Origin of the sequence: Rhodanobacter ginsengiterrae (genome assembly GCF_050026815.1) — a bacterium.
GTDB classification, from domain to species: domain Bacteria; phylum Pseudomonadota; class Gammaproteobacteria; order Xanthomonadales; family Rhodanobacteraceae; genus Rhodanobacter; species Rhodanobacter ginsengiterrae.
The window spans coordinates 73,190-86,313 of the sequence record NZ_JALBWO010000056.1 but is presented as its reverse complement, the minus strand read 5'-3'; the positions used below and the strand labels follow the sequence as shown (position 1 = coordinate 86,313).

The 13,124-nt window shown below is 64.9% G+C and carries 16 protein-coding genes; 6 read left to right on the top strand and 10 right to left on the bottom strand.

Features of this window, described 5'->3' with window-relative positions:
- Positions 1–3: 3 nt before the first annotated feature.
- The 8 genes from ACQGNJ_RS13240 to ACQGNJ_RS13205 all read right to left on the bottom strand — a co-directional run bounded on the left by ACQGNJ_RS13240 (position 4) and on the right by ACQGNJ_RS13205 (position 5,846).
- Positions 4–1,245 carry a lipoprotein-releasing ABC transporter permease subunit gene (locus ACQGNJ_RS13240; RefSeq protein WP_426689718.1) on the bottom strand — a complete coding sequence of 414 codons (1,242 nt, stop codon included), beginning with the start codon at positions 1,243–1,245 and terminating at the stop codon, positions 4–6.
- A gap of 97 nt (positions 1,246–1,342) precedes the next feature.
- Complete coding sequence (locus ACQGNJ_RS13235) at positions 1,343–1,780, bottom strand: protein YgfX (RefSeq protein ID WP_426689717.1); 438 nt, start codon at positions 1,778–1,780, stop codon at positions 1,343–1,345.
- Positions 1,752–2,000 carry an FAD assembly factor SdhE gene (locus ACQGNJ_RS13230; RefSeq protein WP_426689716.1) on the bottom strand — a complete coding sequence of 83 codons (249 nt, stop codon included), beginning with the start codon at positions 1,998–2,000 and terminating at the stop codon, positions 1,752–1,754. Before ACQGNJ_RS13230 ends, ACQGNJ_RS13235 begins: the two co-directional genes overlap by 29 nt.
- Before the next feature lie 103 nt (positions 2,001–2,103).
- Positions 2,104–2,886, bottom strand: a complete 783-nt coding sequence (locus ACQGNJ_RS13225) for a succinate dehydrogenase iron-sulfur subunit (protein WP_426689715.1) — start codon at positions 2,884–2,886, stop codon at positions 2,104–2,106.
- A gap of 97 nt (positions 2,887–2,983) precedes the next feature.
- Positions 2,984–4,771 (bottom strand): succinate dehydrogenase flavoprotein subunit, encoded by a 1,788-nt coding sequence (gene sdhA, locus ACQGNJ_RS13220; protein ID WP_426689714.1) that lies wholly within the window; start codon positions 4,769–4,771, stop codon positions 2,984–2,986.
- A 24-nt stretch (positions 4,772–4,795) separates the two neighbouring features.
- Positions 4,796–5,200: a succinate dehydrogenase, hydrophobic membrane anchor protein gene (gene sdhD / locus ACQGNJ_RS13215; RefSeq protein ID WP_426689713.1), complete on the bottom strand. Its 405-nt coding sequence runs from the start codon at positions 5,198–5,200 to the stop codon at positions 4,796–4,798.
- Positions 5,197–5,592 (bottom strand): succinate dehydrogenase, cytochrome b556 subunit, encoded by a 396-nt coding sequence (sdhC, locus tag ACQGNJ_RS13210; protein WP_426689712.1) that lies wholly within the window; start codon positions 5,590–5,592, stop codon positions 5,197–5,199. Before sdhC ends, sdhD begins: the two co-directional genes overlap by 4 nt.
- A gap of 86 nt (positions 5,593–5,678) precedes the next feature.
- Positions 5,679–5,846 carry a DUF1674 domain-containing protein gene (locus ACQGNJ_RS13205; protein WP_426689711.1) on the bottom strand — a complete coding sequence of 56 codons (168 nt, stop codon included), beginning with the start codon at positions 5,844–5,846 and terminating at the stop codon, positions 5,679–5,681.
- 81 nt (positions 5,847–5,927) lie between these two features.
- On the opposite strand from ACQGNJ_RS13205, the gene ygfZ reads away from it, so the two are divergent.
- Positions 5,928–6,794 carry a CAF17-like 4Fe-4S cluster assembly/insertion protein YgfZ gene (gene ygfZ, locus ACQGNJ_RS13200; protein WP_426689710.1) on the top strand — a complete coding sequence of 289 codons (867 nt, stop codon included), beginning with the start codon at positions 5,928–5,930 and terminating at the stop codon, positions 6,792–6,794.
- Between the two features lie 473 nt (positions 6,795–7,267).
- Positions 7,268–7,702, top strand: coding sequence for a cell wall hydrolase (locus tag ACQGNJ_RS13195; protein WP_426689709.1), 435 nt, complete (start codon positions 7,268–7,270; stop codon positions 7,700–7,702).
- 85 nt (positions 7,703–7,787) lie between these two features.
- Here the strand turns inward: ACQGNJ_RS13195 and ACQGNJ_RS13190 are convergent, their stop codons facing one another.
- Both ACQGNJ_RS13190 and ACQGNJ_RS13185 read right to left on the bottom strand, forming a co-directional pair.
- Positions 7,788–8,282: an outer membrane lipoprotein gene (locus tag ACQGNJ_RS13190; protein ID WP_426689708.1), complete on the bottom strand. Its 495-nt coding sequence runs from the start codon at positions 8,280–8,282 to the stop codon at positions 7,788–7,790.
- 31 nt (positions 8,283–8,313) lie between these two features.
- Entirely contained in the window at positions 8,314–8,895 is a 582-nt protein-coding gene (locus ACQGNJ_RS13185) for a glycine zipper 2TM domain-containing protein (RefSeq protein WP_426690055.1), read from the bottom strand.
- 170 nt (positions 8,896–9,065) lie between these two features.
- Between ACQGNJ_RS13185 and ACQGNJ_RS13180 the strand changes: the two genes are divergently transcribed.
- From ACQGNJ_RS13180 to ACQGNJ_RS13165, 4 genes are all read left to right on the top strand, one after another.
- Positions 9,066–9,833, top strand: a complete 768-nt coding sequence (locus tag ACQGNJ_RS13180) for a TatD family hydrolase (RefSeq protein ID WP_426689707.1) — start codon at positions 9,066–9,068, stop codon at positions 9,831–9,833.
- A 78-nt stretch (positions 9,834–9,911) separates the two neighbouring features.
- Complete coding sequence (locus ACQGNJ_RS13175) at positions 9,912–10,436, top strand: MarR family winged helix-turn-helix transcriptional regulator (protein WP_426689706.1); 525 nt, start codon at positions 9,912–9,914, stop codon at positions 10,434–10,436.
- An 11-nt stretch (positions 10,437–10,447) separates the two neighbouring features.
- Positions 10,448–11,926, top strand: coding sequence for an efflux transporter outer membrane subunit (locus ACQGNJ_RS13170; protein WP_426689705.1), 1,479 nt, complete (start codon positions 10,448–10,450; stop codon positions 11,924–11,926).
- The gene (locus ACQGNJ_RS13165; RefSeq protein WP_426689704.1) at positions 11,913–13,118 is read left to right on the top strand and encodes an HlyD family secretion protein; all 1,206 of its coding nucleotides are present in this window, start codon (positions 11,913–11,915) and stop codon (positions 13,116–13,118) included. Before ACQGNJ_RS13170 ends, ACQGNJ_RS13165 begins: the two co-directional genes overlap by 14 nt.
- Positions 13,119–13,124: the final 6 nt, after the last annotated feature.

The window sequence follows — 13,124 nt, the reverse complement described above, 5'->3', positions numbered from 1 at the left end:
GCCTTATTCATAGCGCAACGCCTGCGCCGGCTGCGTGCGCGAGGCGCGCCACGCGGGATAGAGGGTGGCCAGCAGCGAGAACGCGAAGGTCAGCAGCGCGGTCCAGCCGACGTCGTGCCAGTCCAGCCGGCTGGGCACTTCGCTGATGTAATAGACGTCCGGCGACAGGAAGGTCACGTGGAAGGTGTGCTCGATCCACTTGATGATGCCCGGCAGCTTCCACGACAGCAGCGAACCGAGGCCGACGCCGAAGCCGATGCCGACGAAGCCCACCAGCACGCCCTGCACCATGAACATGCCCATGATGCTGCGCGGGGTGGCACCGAGCGTGCGCAGGATCGCGATGTCGGCCTGCTTGTCGGTGACCAGCATCATCAGCATCGAGATCAGGTTGATCACCGCGACCAGGATGATCAGCGACAGGATGATGAACATCACCATCTTCTCCATCGACAGCGCGGCGAACAGGTTCGCATTGGTGTCCATCCAGGTCTGCACCCGATAGACCTGACCGAGCTGATCGGCCAGTTCGCGCGCGACCGGACGGGCGTTGAACAGGTCGTCGAGCTTCAGCCGGATGCCGGTCGGGCCGCTCAGGTCGTTGAGCTTCTGCGCATCGCTCATGTTGACCAGGGCCAGCCCGGAGTCGAACTGCTCCATGCCCAGTTCGAACGTGCCGACGACGTGGAAGCTGCGCATCCGCGGCACGCTGCCCATCGGCGTGGCGCGCAACTGCTGCACCACCATGGTCACCCGGTCGCCGACCGACACACCCAGCGTCATCGCCAGCTCGCGGCCCAGCACGATGTTCCAGCTGCCCGGGGTCAGCTGACCGAGCTTGCCTTCGAGCATGTGCTTGTCGATGTCGACAACCTTCGGCTCCTGCGCCGGCTCGATGCCGCGCACCAGCGCCCCGCTGGAACGCCGGGCATTGAGGTAGGCCTCGCTCTCGACATAGGGCGCGGCACCCAGCACGTGCGGGTCGGCCTCGGCGATTTGCAGCGCGCGCGGCCAGTCCTGCACGCTTTCGCCGATGCCGGAGACGGTGGCGTGCGAGATCGCGCCGAGGATGCGCGAGCGCATCTGGTAGTCGAAGCCGTTCATCACCGACATCACCGTGATCAGCGCGATCACGCTGATCGCGATGCACACGATCGAGACGGTGGAGATGAACGAGATGAACTGGTTGCGCCGCTTGGCGCGGGTGTAGCGCAGGCCGATGAAAAGTTCGAGCGGTCGGAACATGGGCGGGTCGCTTGTGGGAATCGCCGGGCAGGCCGCCCGGTCATCCATTATCAGGTATTCGCTCAGACCCTGCTGCGCCGCGTAAGTTGCCGTGCTTCTAAAGGCGCGGCAACGCCTCGCCCGGCTGGATCGTGGCCAATCGCATGCGCAGCCGCCGGCGAGTGTCCGCATCGCTGTTGTCGGGAGCCAGCAGCAGCACTTGCACCCCGTGTTCCCCGGTGCGCAGGCGCAGCAGGATGAAACCGCCGAGCACGCGGAACGAACCCAGCGTGGCGGGGACGTCCTCGTGATTGCGCAGCCGCAGTGTCCAGGCCTGATCGGCGCTCCAGCCCGCAGCGGCCACCGAGCCGGTGGCCAGGTGGCGCAGCGCCATCCAGGTCGCCAGCAGCACTGCCGCTGCCAGCAGCAATTTCGACCACCACGCAATCATGCTCGCCAGCGTGGCCAGCAACGCCAGCGCGGCGACCAGCACCAGCACGCCGCGCAGCAACGGCGAAGGTCGGTATTCAAAGCCGATGGCGGGCGCGGATGTCATCGATGATCGCCTGCCAGTCCGTCCGCTCCGGGCGCGCGTGACCCATCACCCAGTCCCACAGGTCCGGGTCCTGCACGTCGAGCAGTTCGTCGAAGGCCTGCCGTTGCACTTCGTCCGCGCCGGCAAAACATTCGTCCAGCCAGCCGCCGAACAGGGCATCCAGTTCGCGAGTACCGCGGCGGGTGCGCCAGCGCAGGCGCTTGATGCGGGCTTCATCCATCACGGGGCTCGGTCGTATCCATGCATGCCCAAGTGTAGCCGTTGCGCCAGAACGCGACAGGCCGCACGCGGCGGCCTGTCGAGGTCGAACCGTGCAAGCACGATCAGGCCGAGCGCCGTTCCACCATCAGCTTCTTGATCTCGGCGATCGCCTTGGCGGGATTGAGACCCTTCGGGCAGGTGCGCGTGCAGTTCATGATGGTGTGGCAGCGATACAGCTTGAACGGATCTTCCAGATCGTCCAGCCGCTCGCCGGTCGCTTCGTCGCGGCTGTCGACGATCCAGCGGTAGGCCTGCAGCAGGATCGCCGGGCCGAGGTACTTGTCGCCGTTCCACCAGTAGCTCGGGCAGCTGGTCGAGCAGCAGGCGCACAGGATGCATTCGTACAGGCCGTCGAGCTTCTTGCGCTCTTCCGGCGACTGCAGCCGCTCACGAGCCGGTGCCGGACTCTGGGTACGGACCCACGGTTTGATCGACGCGTACTGTGCGTAGAAGTGGGTGAGGTCGGGAATCAGGTCCTTCACCACCGGCATGTGCGGCAGCGGGTAGATTTTCACGTCGCCGCTGGCCACGCTGTCGATCGCGCAGATGCAGGCCAGCGTGTTGGTGCCGTCGATGTTCATCGCGCAGGAACCGCAGATGCCCTCGCGGCAGGAACGGCGCAGGGTCAGCGTGGGGTCGATCTCGTTCTTGATCTTCAGCAGCGCATCCAGAACCATCGGGCCGCACGCGGCCATGTCGACCTCGTAGGTATCGATGCGCGGATTCTGGCCGTCATCCGGCGACCAGCGATAGATGCGGAAGGTGCGCGGCTTCTTCGCATCCTTGGCCGGATAGTGCTTGCCCGGCTGGATCTTTGAATTCTTGGGGAGCGAAAACTCTGCCATGTGCTGAACCCTTCGACTTTCTGCAGGAGGGCTTGCGCCCAGACCGTACGACTTGATGATGTCCACGCCACGGGGCGGCCGCAGCCGCCTCGCGGAATCAGTAAACGCGTTTTGCCGGCGGCACGGCCTTGACCTCGTCGGTCATCGGATTCATGTGCACGGGACGGGAATCGAAGCGCGGCTTGCCGGCTTCATCGACCCACACCAGGGTGTGCTTCATCCAGTTGACGTCGTCGCGCTCGGGGAAATCCTCGCGTGCATGACCGCCACGGCTTTCCGGGCGCTGCTCGGCCGAGTGCATGGTGGCAACCGCCTGGTCGAGCAGGTTGGCGAGCTCCAGCGTCTCGATCAGGTCGGAATTCCACACCAGCGAACGATCGCTGACGTGCACATCCTTGAACGAATCGCGCACGGCGGAAATCTTCTCGCAGCCTTCCTTCAGCGTGACGCCGGTGCGGAACACCGCGGCATCGGACTGCATGATCCGCTGCATCTCCAGGCGAATCTGTGCGGTGGGCTTGCTGCCGTTGGCGTTGCGCAGGTGGTCAAAACGCGCCAGCGCCTTGTCCAGCACGTTGGCCGGCAGGTCCTTGTGCGGCGTCTCCGGCTTGATCAGCTCGGCGCAGCGATGCGCCACGGCACGACCGAACACCACCAGGTCGAGCAGCGAGTTGGAGCCCAGGCGATTGGCACCGTGCACCGACACGCACGCCGCTTCGCCGATCGCGAACAGGCCCGGCACCACCGCATCGACGTCGTCGCCGCGCTTCTGCACGACTTCGCCGTGGTAGTTGGTCGGAATGCCACCCATGTTGTAGTGCACGGTCGGAATGACCGGGATCGGCTGCCTGGTGACGTCCACACCGGCGAAGATACGCGCCGACTCGGCAATGCCCGGCAAACGCTCGTTGATCACCTCGGGACCCAGGTGCATCAGGTTGATGAAGATGTGGTCCTTGTGCTCGCCGACGCCACGACCCTCGCGGATCTCCAGGGTCATCGCGCGACTGACCACGTCGCGCGAGGCGAGATCCTTGGCGCTGGGCGCGTAGCGCTCCATGAAGCGCTCGCCCTCGGAATTGGTCAGGTAACCACCTTCGCCGCGCACGCCTTCGGTGATCAGGCAACCGGCGCCGTAGATGCCGGTGGGATGGAACTGCACGAACTCCATGTCCTGCAGCGCCAGGCCGGCGCGCAGCACCATGCCGCCACCGTCGCCGGTGCAGGTATGCGCCGAGGTGGCGCTGAAATAGGCGCGACCGTAGCCGCCCGTGGCCATCACCACCGCGTGTCCACGGAAGAAATGCAGGGTGCCCTCGTTCATGTCGAGCGCCAGCACGCCGCGGCAGTTGCCCTCGGCATCGAAGATCAGGTCGATCGCGAAGTATTCGATGAAGAAGGTGGCGTCATGCGCCAGCGCCTGCTGGTACAGCGTGTGCAGGATCGCGTGGCCGGTGCGGTCGGCCGCGGCGCAGGTGCGCTGCGCGGTGCCCTTGCCGTAATGCGTGGTCATGCCGCCGAACGGGCGCTGGTAGATCTTGCCTTCCTCGGTGCGCGAGAACGGCACGCCGTAGTGTTCCAGTTCGATGATCGAGGGAATCGCCTCGCGGCACATGTACTCGATCGCGTCCTGGTCACCGAGCCAGTCGGATCCCTTCACGGTGTCGTAGAAGTGGAAGCGCCAGTCGTCCTCGCCCATGTTGCCGAGCGCGGCGGAGATGCCGCCCTGCGCGGCCACGGTATGCGAACGCGTCGGGAAGACCTTGGTGATGCAGGCGGCCTTGAGGCCCTTCTCGGCCAGGCCGAAGGTGGCGCGCAGGCCGGCACCGCCGGCGCCGACCACGATGACGTCATACAGATGCTGCTGAACCTTGTAGCTTTCCATGAATTCCGGGCCTCGCGTGTTGTCTTATGGGGTCAGCGCAATGCGCAGCACGGCAAGCACACCGGCCAGAGCGCCCAGCACCGCGAGGAACTTGATCGCCACCAACAGGAAAACTTCCTTCCAGCGAGTGTGCACATAATCCTCGATCACTACCTGCAGACCGAGTACGGCGTGCCAGAACATGGTCAGCACGAAGGCGATCAGCAGCAGTGAGTTCCACGGCTTGGCCACGGTGGCGCGGGCGGTGGCGTAATCGGCGTGCAACAGGCACAGCACGGTCACCACGAACCAGATACCCAGCAACACCAGTGCCGCGGCGGTCACCCGCTGGGTCCACCAGTGGCTCACGCCGGACTGGGACGAGCCCAGCCCACGGGCGATCTTCAGCGGATTGCGCCGATCCTCCACGGCGACTCGTTTCGTGCTCATGCAGCGCCTCCGGCCATCAACACATAACCCCACACCAGCACCGTCAGCACCAGGCTGCCGATGATCGAGAGCCAGCTGGAACGCACGAACTGGGGAATCGAATAACCCATGCCGGCGTCCTGGATCAGATGCCGGATGCCATTGCACAGGTGGTAGAACAGCGACCAGCTCCAGCCCAGCATCAGGATCATGCCGATCGGGCTGCCGAGGATGCCCTTGAAGTGGTTGAAGCTCTCTTCGCCGGCGGCCAGGTGCAGCAGGCCGCCGATCACCGCCAAGCTGCCGACCGCCAGCGCGATGCCAGTGGCGCGATGCGTGATGGAGGACATCATCTGCACCTGTCTCTTGTAGATCTGCAGGTGCGGTGAGAGCGGTCGTTGCGTATCTGCCATGGCGGCTATCCTGTGTGGAATCGCTGGTGTCCACGCCACGCCGCCCCTGATCCCTTGCACGACGGCGACGACGCCAGCGCGAACGTTCAGAAGTCGATGCAGCGTCCGTTCTTCTCCCAGTCGCCGTAACGCGTGGGATCGGGAACCGCCCGCTCCGAAGAATCCTTGTCCGATGACGTAGCCGCAGGCACGTCAGCGATTTCCGCGGGAACGGAAGCAGGCAGGGATTCGAGGGGAGCAGTGGTATTGGACATGGTTTTGGTGAGCCGTGAAAGGTTAATACTTGCGGCAATGCAGTACAACCATGCGAGCTTGTCCGAAACGTATCCACGCCCTTGCGTCCGCCGTCCCGCGCCCCCAACTTTGCAGTCCCCATGAACCCATCCTTCCCCGCCGAAACTCTCCAGATCGAAGGCGCCGACGCGTCCACGTTCGCGCATGCCCAGTTCAGCAGCGCGGTTGCCTCGCTGTCCGTGGGTCGATGGCAGTTCAGTGCATGGCTCGATCCGAAGGGACGCGTACTGGCATTTTTTCATCTGGCGCGGGTGGCGGACGATCGCTATCTGCTGCTGCTGCGTGGCGGCAGCGCTGCCACGATGGCCCAGGCATTGCGACGCTTCGTGTTCCGCTCGAAAGTCAGCATCACGGCGCTGCCGCCGCGGCGGCTTGCCAGCGGACCCGCGCTGTCGCTGGGATCGCTCGTGCGCGAATCGCTCGACACCGCTGCGGCCACCGACGACAACGCCATCATTTCATTCGGCTGCGACTCGCACAGTCTTGTCATCAACCACACGGACGATGACGCATGGCGGCTCATGCAATTGCGCAACGGCTGGCCATGGCTCACGGAAGCCAGCCTCGGTGAACTGCTGCCGCCGGCGCTTTCCCTGCAGCGTCTGCACGCCGTGGCAGTCGACAAGGGTTGTTATCCCGGCCAGGAAATTGTCGCGCGCATGCATTTTCGCGGCGGACACAAACGGCATCTGCATTGCGTCACATTGTCGCAAGCGGAAAGTGCCGGCAGTGCATTGCTACAGGATGGCCGCGAGGTCGGCCGCGTGCTCGATGTCGTTGCGACCGGCACGGGTCACGAAGCACTAGCCGTGTTGAGTGATGAACTGGCAGCGCAAGCGAACGACGGCTCGCCGCTGACACTGGACAATGGCGTGGCCATCACCCTGCTCTCGTCGTGGCCGGCATGAACAATATCTGCGCGAGCAATGATTTTCGCGATGGCACTTGTCACCTCATCATGAGCGTCGGTTAAACTCCGCAGACCCGGCACTTGCCAGCGGCACATTCCGCCACTAGGCTCCGCCGATCGAATATCGCGACATCCGGAACACGGGGTGTCGATTGACGCGACGAACCGGATGAATTCCGAATCGGCGCGACCCGGCAGCCACACCGCCGGATGGAACAACGCCTCGCAATCAACGAGAGCGTACTGATCGCCGGCAATACGGCCCACAGCGCCGCGCCACGCCCGACCAGCACCAAATCCCCCGTGCGACCTCATACGTCGCTCGACCCGCCACAATCCCGTGGCAAAACGTCTTGGCCACAAGTTTCGGCCGCGGCGATTGATCCAGGTGGAACGGCCTGCCCGCCCGTCCACCGCAACGGCACATGAAGCTGCGTCTGCTTTCTGTGTACAGCACGTTGGAGGCAGAACATGAAACTTTCCATGCTGTTGTGGCTGACTACATTGATGCCACAACCCGTCGCCGACCAGGCCTGCCTGGCCACCACGGTGTATCTCGAGGCACGCAGTGAACCGGTCAACGGTCAGCTCGCGGTGGCGGAAGTGGCCCTGCGCCGCCGCGATCGCGGTCGCTGGGGCGATACCGTCTGCAAGGTGGTGACCTCGCCACACCAGTTCGCCACGACCACCACGCCGGGCTCGTTCGAGATCACCAATCTCGAAGCGTTCAACAAGGCATGGCAGATCGCCGGCACGTCGCTGCACAACTGGCAATTGCCCGTGGCGCAACGTCGCATGCTGGTACCACGCGCCGACCACTTCGCCACGACCGCCATTTCGCCGACCTGGTCGCACAATCGTCCCAGCGTGACGATCGGTGAACACGCGTTCTATGCGGTGAATTGAGCACTTTCAAGCAACGCGCAAAAAAGGCCCTCTTTCGAGGGCCTTTTAGTTTGGACGTTTAGACGTCTACTTGAAGAACAACAAATCAGCGCGCATAAACGTGGTCGCCACGAACCTCGACATAGTCGCCGTTGCGGACGCCCGGGTTCTCGCGCTGGGTGACCGTGGCGTACTGCCCATTGTCCAGTCGCACCACCACGCGCCATGCGACATCATTGCCGCTGTTGCGCTTGCCAACCTGGTTGCCCACCACGCCACCGGCTACCGCACCGACAACCGTGGCGGCCTTGCGGCCATCGCCCTTGCCGACCTGGTTGCCGAGCACGCCACCCGCTACCGCTCCGATGATCGCGCCCAGGGTGCCGCCGTTGCCGCTGCCGCCGTCGATATAGACCTGCTGCACTTCCTGCACCACACCGCAAGCCTGGCAACGGGTATTGCGGTTGCCGTAATTGCCCTGTTGCGCCTGATAGCCGCCGTTGTTGCCATTGTTGCCGTAGGGCGAGGTGACGCAACCGGTCAAAGCGAGGCCGGCGGTCATCGCCGCGGCCAGTGCGAACTTGCTGGTCAGTGCATTCATGGAGTCAGTTCCTTTTCCGGGGGAGAGAGTGTCAGCGAGCGTCCGATACGGCGGTCACGCCTTCCTGGACCTGCACGCGATCACCGGGGTCATGATCCATGCGCACGGTACGGGTGACGCCGTTGTACTGATAACGCACGTCGTAACCGACGATCTTGGTGCTGTTGTTGTTCACGGTTTCGCATTTGCGCTCGACCGACGAAGTCACCTGTCCATGTTGTTTGCTCGCCTGAATGCGATTGCCGGCATAGCCACCACCGACCGCGCCGGCGACCGTCGCCAGGGTCTTGCCCTTGCCGCCGCCCACCTGGTTGCCGAGCAGGCCGCCTACGACGGCGCCGATGGCGGTACCCGCAATGCGGTGCTCATCCTTCGGCGGAGCGGTATGGGTGACCGTCTCGTCGTGGCAGACCTGCCTGGGATTGTTGACCGTGGAACGCACCGGATCGACGCTGATGACCTTGGCGTACTTCACCCCGGCATCGCCGCTGGCACCCGCATCGGCGGATGCGTCCGAAACCCCGGCATCGGCATTTCGATTGCACGCGGAAACCCCGGTCGCCAGTACTGCAGCGATCGCGATATTCAGTACATTGATCGTCATTCTGTTCATAACCATCTCTCCTCTGTTTTGTCTGGCTGCTGGCTGCGAAGCGGGGGCGTGCGTAAAAACATGCACACTCATTGAACCTTGCTCCAACTGAATCGGAGTTAGCTCACTCCGACTACATTATCTTCACATCCAGCTAGCAGTTCCCTCGGCCACGACACGAAAATACATACATGTTCAAACTTGCCGACAGCCACGTGCACCTCAATGATCTCGCGTTCGACGGCGATCGCGATCAAGTCATGCAGCGCGCCCTGGCAGCAGGCGTGGACACCATGATCGTGCCGTCCGTCGACGCCGCCAGCTGGCCGGTGATTGGCGCGCTTTGCGAACGTCATCCGGCCTTGCACCCGGCGTGGGGCCTGCATCCGGTTTTCCTGCCACATCATGTGCCGGCGAATGTGCAGGCACTGTCTTCACTTTTGAGTGAGCACAGACCGGTGGCGGTCGGCGAGATCGGCCTGGACTTCCATCTGGACAGTCTCGATCCGGAACTGCAGCGCCACTACTTCGTCAGCCAGCTGGGGCTGGCTCGCGAGCACGCGCTCCCGGTCATCGTGCATGCGCGCAATGCGCTGGAGGAAGTCATTCTTGTACTGCGTCGTCTGGGCGGCCTTGGCGGCGTGGTGCACAGCTTTTCCGGTAGCGAACAGCAGGCCCGGCAACTCTGGGCGATCGGCTTCCATCTCGGCATCGGCGGCCCGGTGACCTACGAGCGGGCACACCGATTGCGTCGCATCGTGGCGGAGATGCCGATCGAATTCCTGTTGCTGGAAAGCGACGCCCCCGACCAGCCCGACAGCCGGCACCGCGGCCAGCGCAACGAGCCGGCCCGGGTGGCCGAAGTGCTGCGTTGCGTGGCCATGTTGCGTGGTGAGTCCGAACAGCACGTCGCCACTGCGACCCGCGCGAACGCCCGCCGACTGTTCGGCCTCGACTGATCGACGCACGAACAGCCCCTTGCACGGGCCAGTCGCCTGCTGATATTTTACTTCACTGGTGAAATATGAATCAGTGAAATGGCGCAACTGAAGCAATGCATCGCGATGATGGACGAAGGCATCGGACGGGTGAGCGGCATCATCCCGCAGATGCCCGCGACCGAGGCGCGCCTGTGCCGTCTGATGCTGATGCTTGGCCGTGACATCGAAGAGGAACTCGAGTCCGAGCTGAAGCCGAACAAGCTCAACCACAGCGAGTTCCTCACCCTGATGATCCTGTACAGCCGTCCCGACGGCATCTCGACCCCGGGCGAGCTGTGCGAGTACACCAACCAGGGCGCGACCAACATGACGCGCATCGGCAATGCGCTGGTCAAGCGCGGCCTGATCAGCCGCGGTGCCGGCGAAAGCGACCGCCGCCAGGTGGTGATCCGCATCACCCCGGCGGGTCGGCGCATGGTGCAGAAGATGCTGCCGCCGATGTTTCCGCGCCTTGCCAACCTGTTCGCCGGTTTCAGCGCCACCGACAAGCGTCAGCTGGACCGCCTGTTGCGCAAACTGGCCGGCAACATCGACCAACTGGACGAAGGCCGCCACCCATGAAGGAAAAACCGATGAAGCATGCCCCGCCCGGCGGTCGCATCGTGCTGGCAGCCGCAATCGTGCTGATGCTGGCCGGCTGTGCCCGCGCGCCGGCCAAACTGGATGCGCCCGCGCTGCACGACGAAGCGCCGCTGGCCGGCCTGCAGGCGCCGGTACGCGCCGGCTGGCCGAGTACCGACTGGTGGCGCCAGTACGACGACCCGCAACTGGATGCCTTGATCGACCGCGCGATGCAGCAATCTCCCGACCTGGCGCTGGCGCAGAGCCGGGTGCAGAACGCCGAGCAGTCGGCGAAGCTGGCCGCGGCCCAGCTTGGTCTGTCGGTGAATGGCAGCGCCCAGGTATCCCGTACGCGGATGAGCGACCATGGCCTGATACCCAGCAAGTTCCTCGGCTTCAGCTGGTACAACCAGGCCGATCTCGGCGTCCAGCTGCAATACGACTTCGACTGGTGGGGCAAGAAGCGCGCAAGCATGGAAGCGGCGCTGGACCAGGCGCGCGCAGCCCGGGCCCAGCGCAGTGCCGCCGCGTTGGCGATCCAGTACGCGGTCGCCGACACCTACTTTGCCTGGCAGGCCGACCAGGCCCGGCTGCAACTGGCCGATCGCCTGCTGGCCACGCAGCAGCATCTCGCCCGCATCGTCGAATTGCGCGTGCAGCAGGGCGTGGACCTGCCCGACGAAGCACAGAAAGCGCGCGCCCAGCTGGCCGCCGTGCGCGAGATGCGGGTGGCGCTGGATGGCTCGGCGCATATCCGCCGTGTCGCGCTGGCCTCCCTGCTCGGCGTGGCCCCAGCCGAGCTGCCCGAACTTCACGCCAGCCCACTGCCCCGCGTCGACAGCGGCGTGCCGGCAAACGCCGGGCTCGACCTGATTGCACGTCGCCCCGATATCGCGGCCAGTCGCTGGCAGGTCGAGGCCGCCCTGAAACAGACCGATGCCGCGCGCGCCGAGTTCTTCCCCGACCTCAGCATCAAGGCTCTTGCTGGACTGTCCAGCATCGACATGGGCCAGCTGTTCACCGCGGGCAGCCGTACTTTCGCGCTGACGCCGGCGTTGCACCTGCCGATCTTCAACGGCGGCACGCTCGAAGCCAACTATGGCGTGAGCAAGGCCCAGCTCGACGCCGCCGTGGCGCAGTACAACAGCACGGTGCTCATCGCCGCTCGCGAAGTGGCCACCCAGTCGCTGAGCGCCGAACAGGTCGCCGCGCGCCAGCGTGAGCAGCAGGCTCAACGGGACGCCGATCGCGCCTTGCTGGCCAGCGCCCGGGCGCGTGCCCGCCAGGGCGTGCGCGACTTGCGCGAAAGCCTCGGTGCACAGGCCACGCTGTTGCAGCAGGACGATGCTGCCGCCCAGTTGCAGGCGCAGGCATTGAGTACCGACCTGGCCTTGATCAAGGCACTTGGCGGCGGTTACCGCACCACCGTCGACACCACTCGCCCTTCCACTTCTGTCAATGCCGGAGCTGCCGACCATGAGCGCCACTGAATCCGAAACCACTGTCGACAGCAACGACAGCGGCATGGCCGCAAAGAACCCGGCGAAGCGTCGCCGCGCCCTGCTGATCGTTGCCGGCGTCTTCGTTCTCGCCGGCGTGATCTGGTTCCTGTTGTGGCTGCTGGTTCTCTCCACCCGCGTGAAAACCGACAACGCCTATGTTGGCGGTAACCAGGTGGCCATCTCCGCCCAGGTGCCGGGCACCGTGGTGGCGATCCTCGCCGACGACACCCAGCGCGTCGAAGCAGGCCAGGTACTGGTGAAGCTGGATGGCACCGATGCCGAGACGCGACTGCAGCAGGCGCGCAGCGCACTGGCCCAGGCCGTGCGCGGAGTGCGTCAGCAGACCAGCTCGGCCACGGGCGCCGACGCGCGGGTGGCGGCGGCCCGACTCGACCTGAGCAAAGCCCAGGCCGATTTGAAGCGCCGCCTGCCGCTGATCGCCGCCCAGGCCGAATCGCCGGAGATCGTGCAGCACCTGCGCGATGGCGTGGCCCAGGCGCAGGCTGCGGTGGATGCCGCCGAGGCGCAGGCCGCCGCCGCACATGCGGCGATCGAAGGCACGGATGTGCCGGAGAATCCCGCGGTGCTGCAGGCGCGCGCGAACTTCCGCGCGGCGTGGGTCGCCGCACAGCGCAACGCGATCTACGCGCCGGTCTCCGGCTACGTCGCCGAGCGCAGTGTGCAACTGGGCAACAGCGTGGCTGCCGGCCAGCAGCTGATGACCGTAGTGCCGCTGCACGATCTGTGGGTGGACGCCAACTTCAAGGAAAGCCAGCTGCGCCACATCCGCATCGGGCAGCCGGTGAAGATCGTCTCGGATGTCTACGGCGACGATGCCGAATTCCACGGCAAGGTGATCGGCCTGGGCGCCGGCACCGGCAGCGTGTTCTCGCTGCTGCCGGCGCAGAACGCCACCGGCAACTGGATCAAGGTGGTGCAACGCGTGCCGGTGCGGATCTCGCTGGACAACCGGGAACTGGACAAGCACCCGTTGCGGATCGGCCTGTCCACCGATGTCACTGTCGACATCCACGATGACCGGGGCAGCGTGCTGGCGAACACCTCGGCACAGCCGCCGGTGGCGCAGACCGACGTCTACGACCAGATGGCCAGCAAGGCCGATGCGGAAGCGGACCGGATCATCCGCGCCAATCTGCCCCATCTTGCCGCTGCCCACTGAGCCGGA

What these genes read in the sequence shown, in the direction of transcription:
- ACQGNJ_RS13240 (WP_426689718.1), bottom strand. Translation starts at nt 1,245, where the DNA reads ATGTTCCGACCGCTCGAACTTTTCATCGGCCTGCGCTACACCCGCGCC.
- ACQGNJ_RS13235 (WP_426689717.1), bottom strand. Translation starts at nt 1,780, where the DNA reads ATGACATCCGCGCCCGCCATCGGCTTTGAATACCGACCTTCGCCGTTG.
- ACQGNJ_RS13230 (WP_426689716.1), bottom strand. Translation starts at nt 2,000, where the DNA reads ATGGATGAAGCCCGCATCAAGCGCCTGCGCTGGCGCACCCGCCGCGGT.
- ACQGNJ_RS13225 (WP_426689715.1), bottom strand. Translation starts at nt 2,886, where the DNA reads ATGGCAGAGTTTTCGCTCCCCAAGAATTCAAAGATCCAGCCGGGCAAG.
- sdhA (WP_426689714.1), bottom strand. Translation starts at nt 4,771, where the DNA reads ATGGAAAGCTACAAGGTTCAGCAGCATCTGTATGACGTCATCGTGGTC.
- sdhD (WP_426689713.1), bottom strand. Translation starts at nt 5,200, where the DNA reads ATGAGCACGAAACGAGTCGCCGTGGAGGATCGGCGCAATCCGCTGAAG.
- sdhC (WP_426689712.1), bottom strand. Translation starts at nt 5,592, where the DNA reads ATGGCAGATACGCAACGACCGCTCTCACCGCACCTGCAGATCTACAAG.
- ACQGNJ_RS13205 (WP_426689711.1), bottom strand. Translation starts at nt 5,846, where the DNA reads ATGTCCAATACCACTGCTCCCCTCGAATCCCTGCCTGCTTCCGTTCCC.
- ACQGNJ_RS13195 (WP_426689709.1), top strand. Translation starts at nt 7,268, where the DNA reads ATGAAACTTTCCATGCTGTTGTGGCTGACTACATTGATGCCACAACCC.
- ACQGNJ_RS13190 (WP_426689708.1), bottom strand. Translation starts at nt 8,282, where the DNA reads ATGAATGCACTGACCAGCAAGTTCGCACTGGCCGCGGCGATGACCGCC.
- ACQGNJ_RS13185 (WP_426690055.1), bottom strand. Translation starts at nt 8,895, where the DNA reads ATGAACAGAATGACGATCAATGTACTGAATATCGCGATCGCTGCAGTA.
- ACQGNJ_RS13180 (WP_426689707.1), top strand. Translation starts at nt 9,066, where the DNA reads ATGTTCAAACTTGCCGACAGCCACGTGCACCTCAATGATCTCGCGTTC.
- ACQGNJ_RS13175 (WP_426689706.1), top strand. Translation starts at nt 9,912, where the DNA reads ATGGCGCAACTGAAGCAATGCATCGCGATGATGGACGAAGGCATCGGA.
- ACQGNJ_RS13170 (WP_426689705.1), top strand. Translation starts at nt 10,448, where the DNA reads ATGAAGCATGCCCCGCCCGGCGGTCGCATCGTGCTGGCAGCCGCAATC.
- ACQGNJ_RS13165 (WP_426689704.1), top strand. Translation starts at nt 11,913, where the DNA reads ATGAGCGCCACTGAATCCGAAACCACTGTCGACAGCAACGACAGCGGC.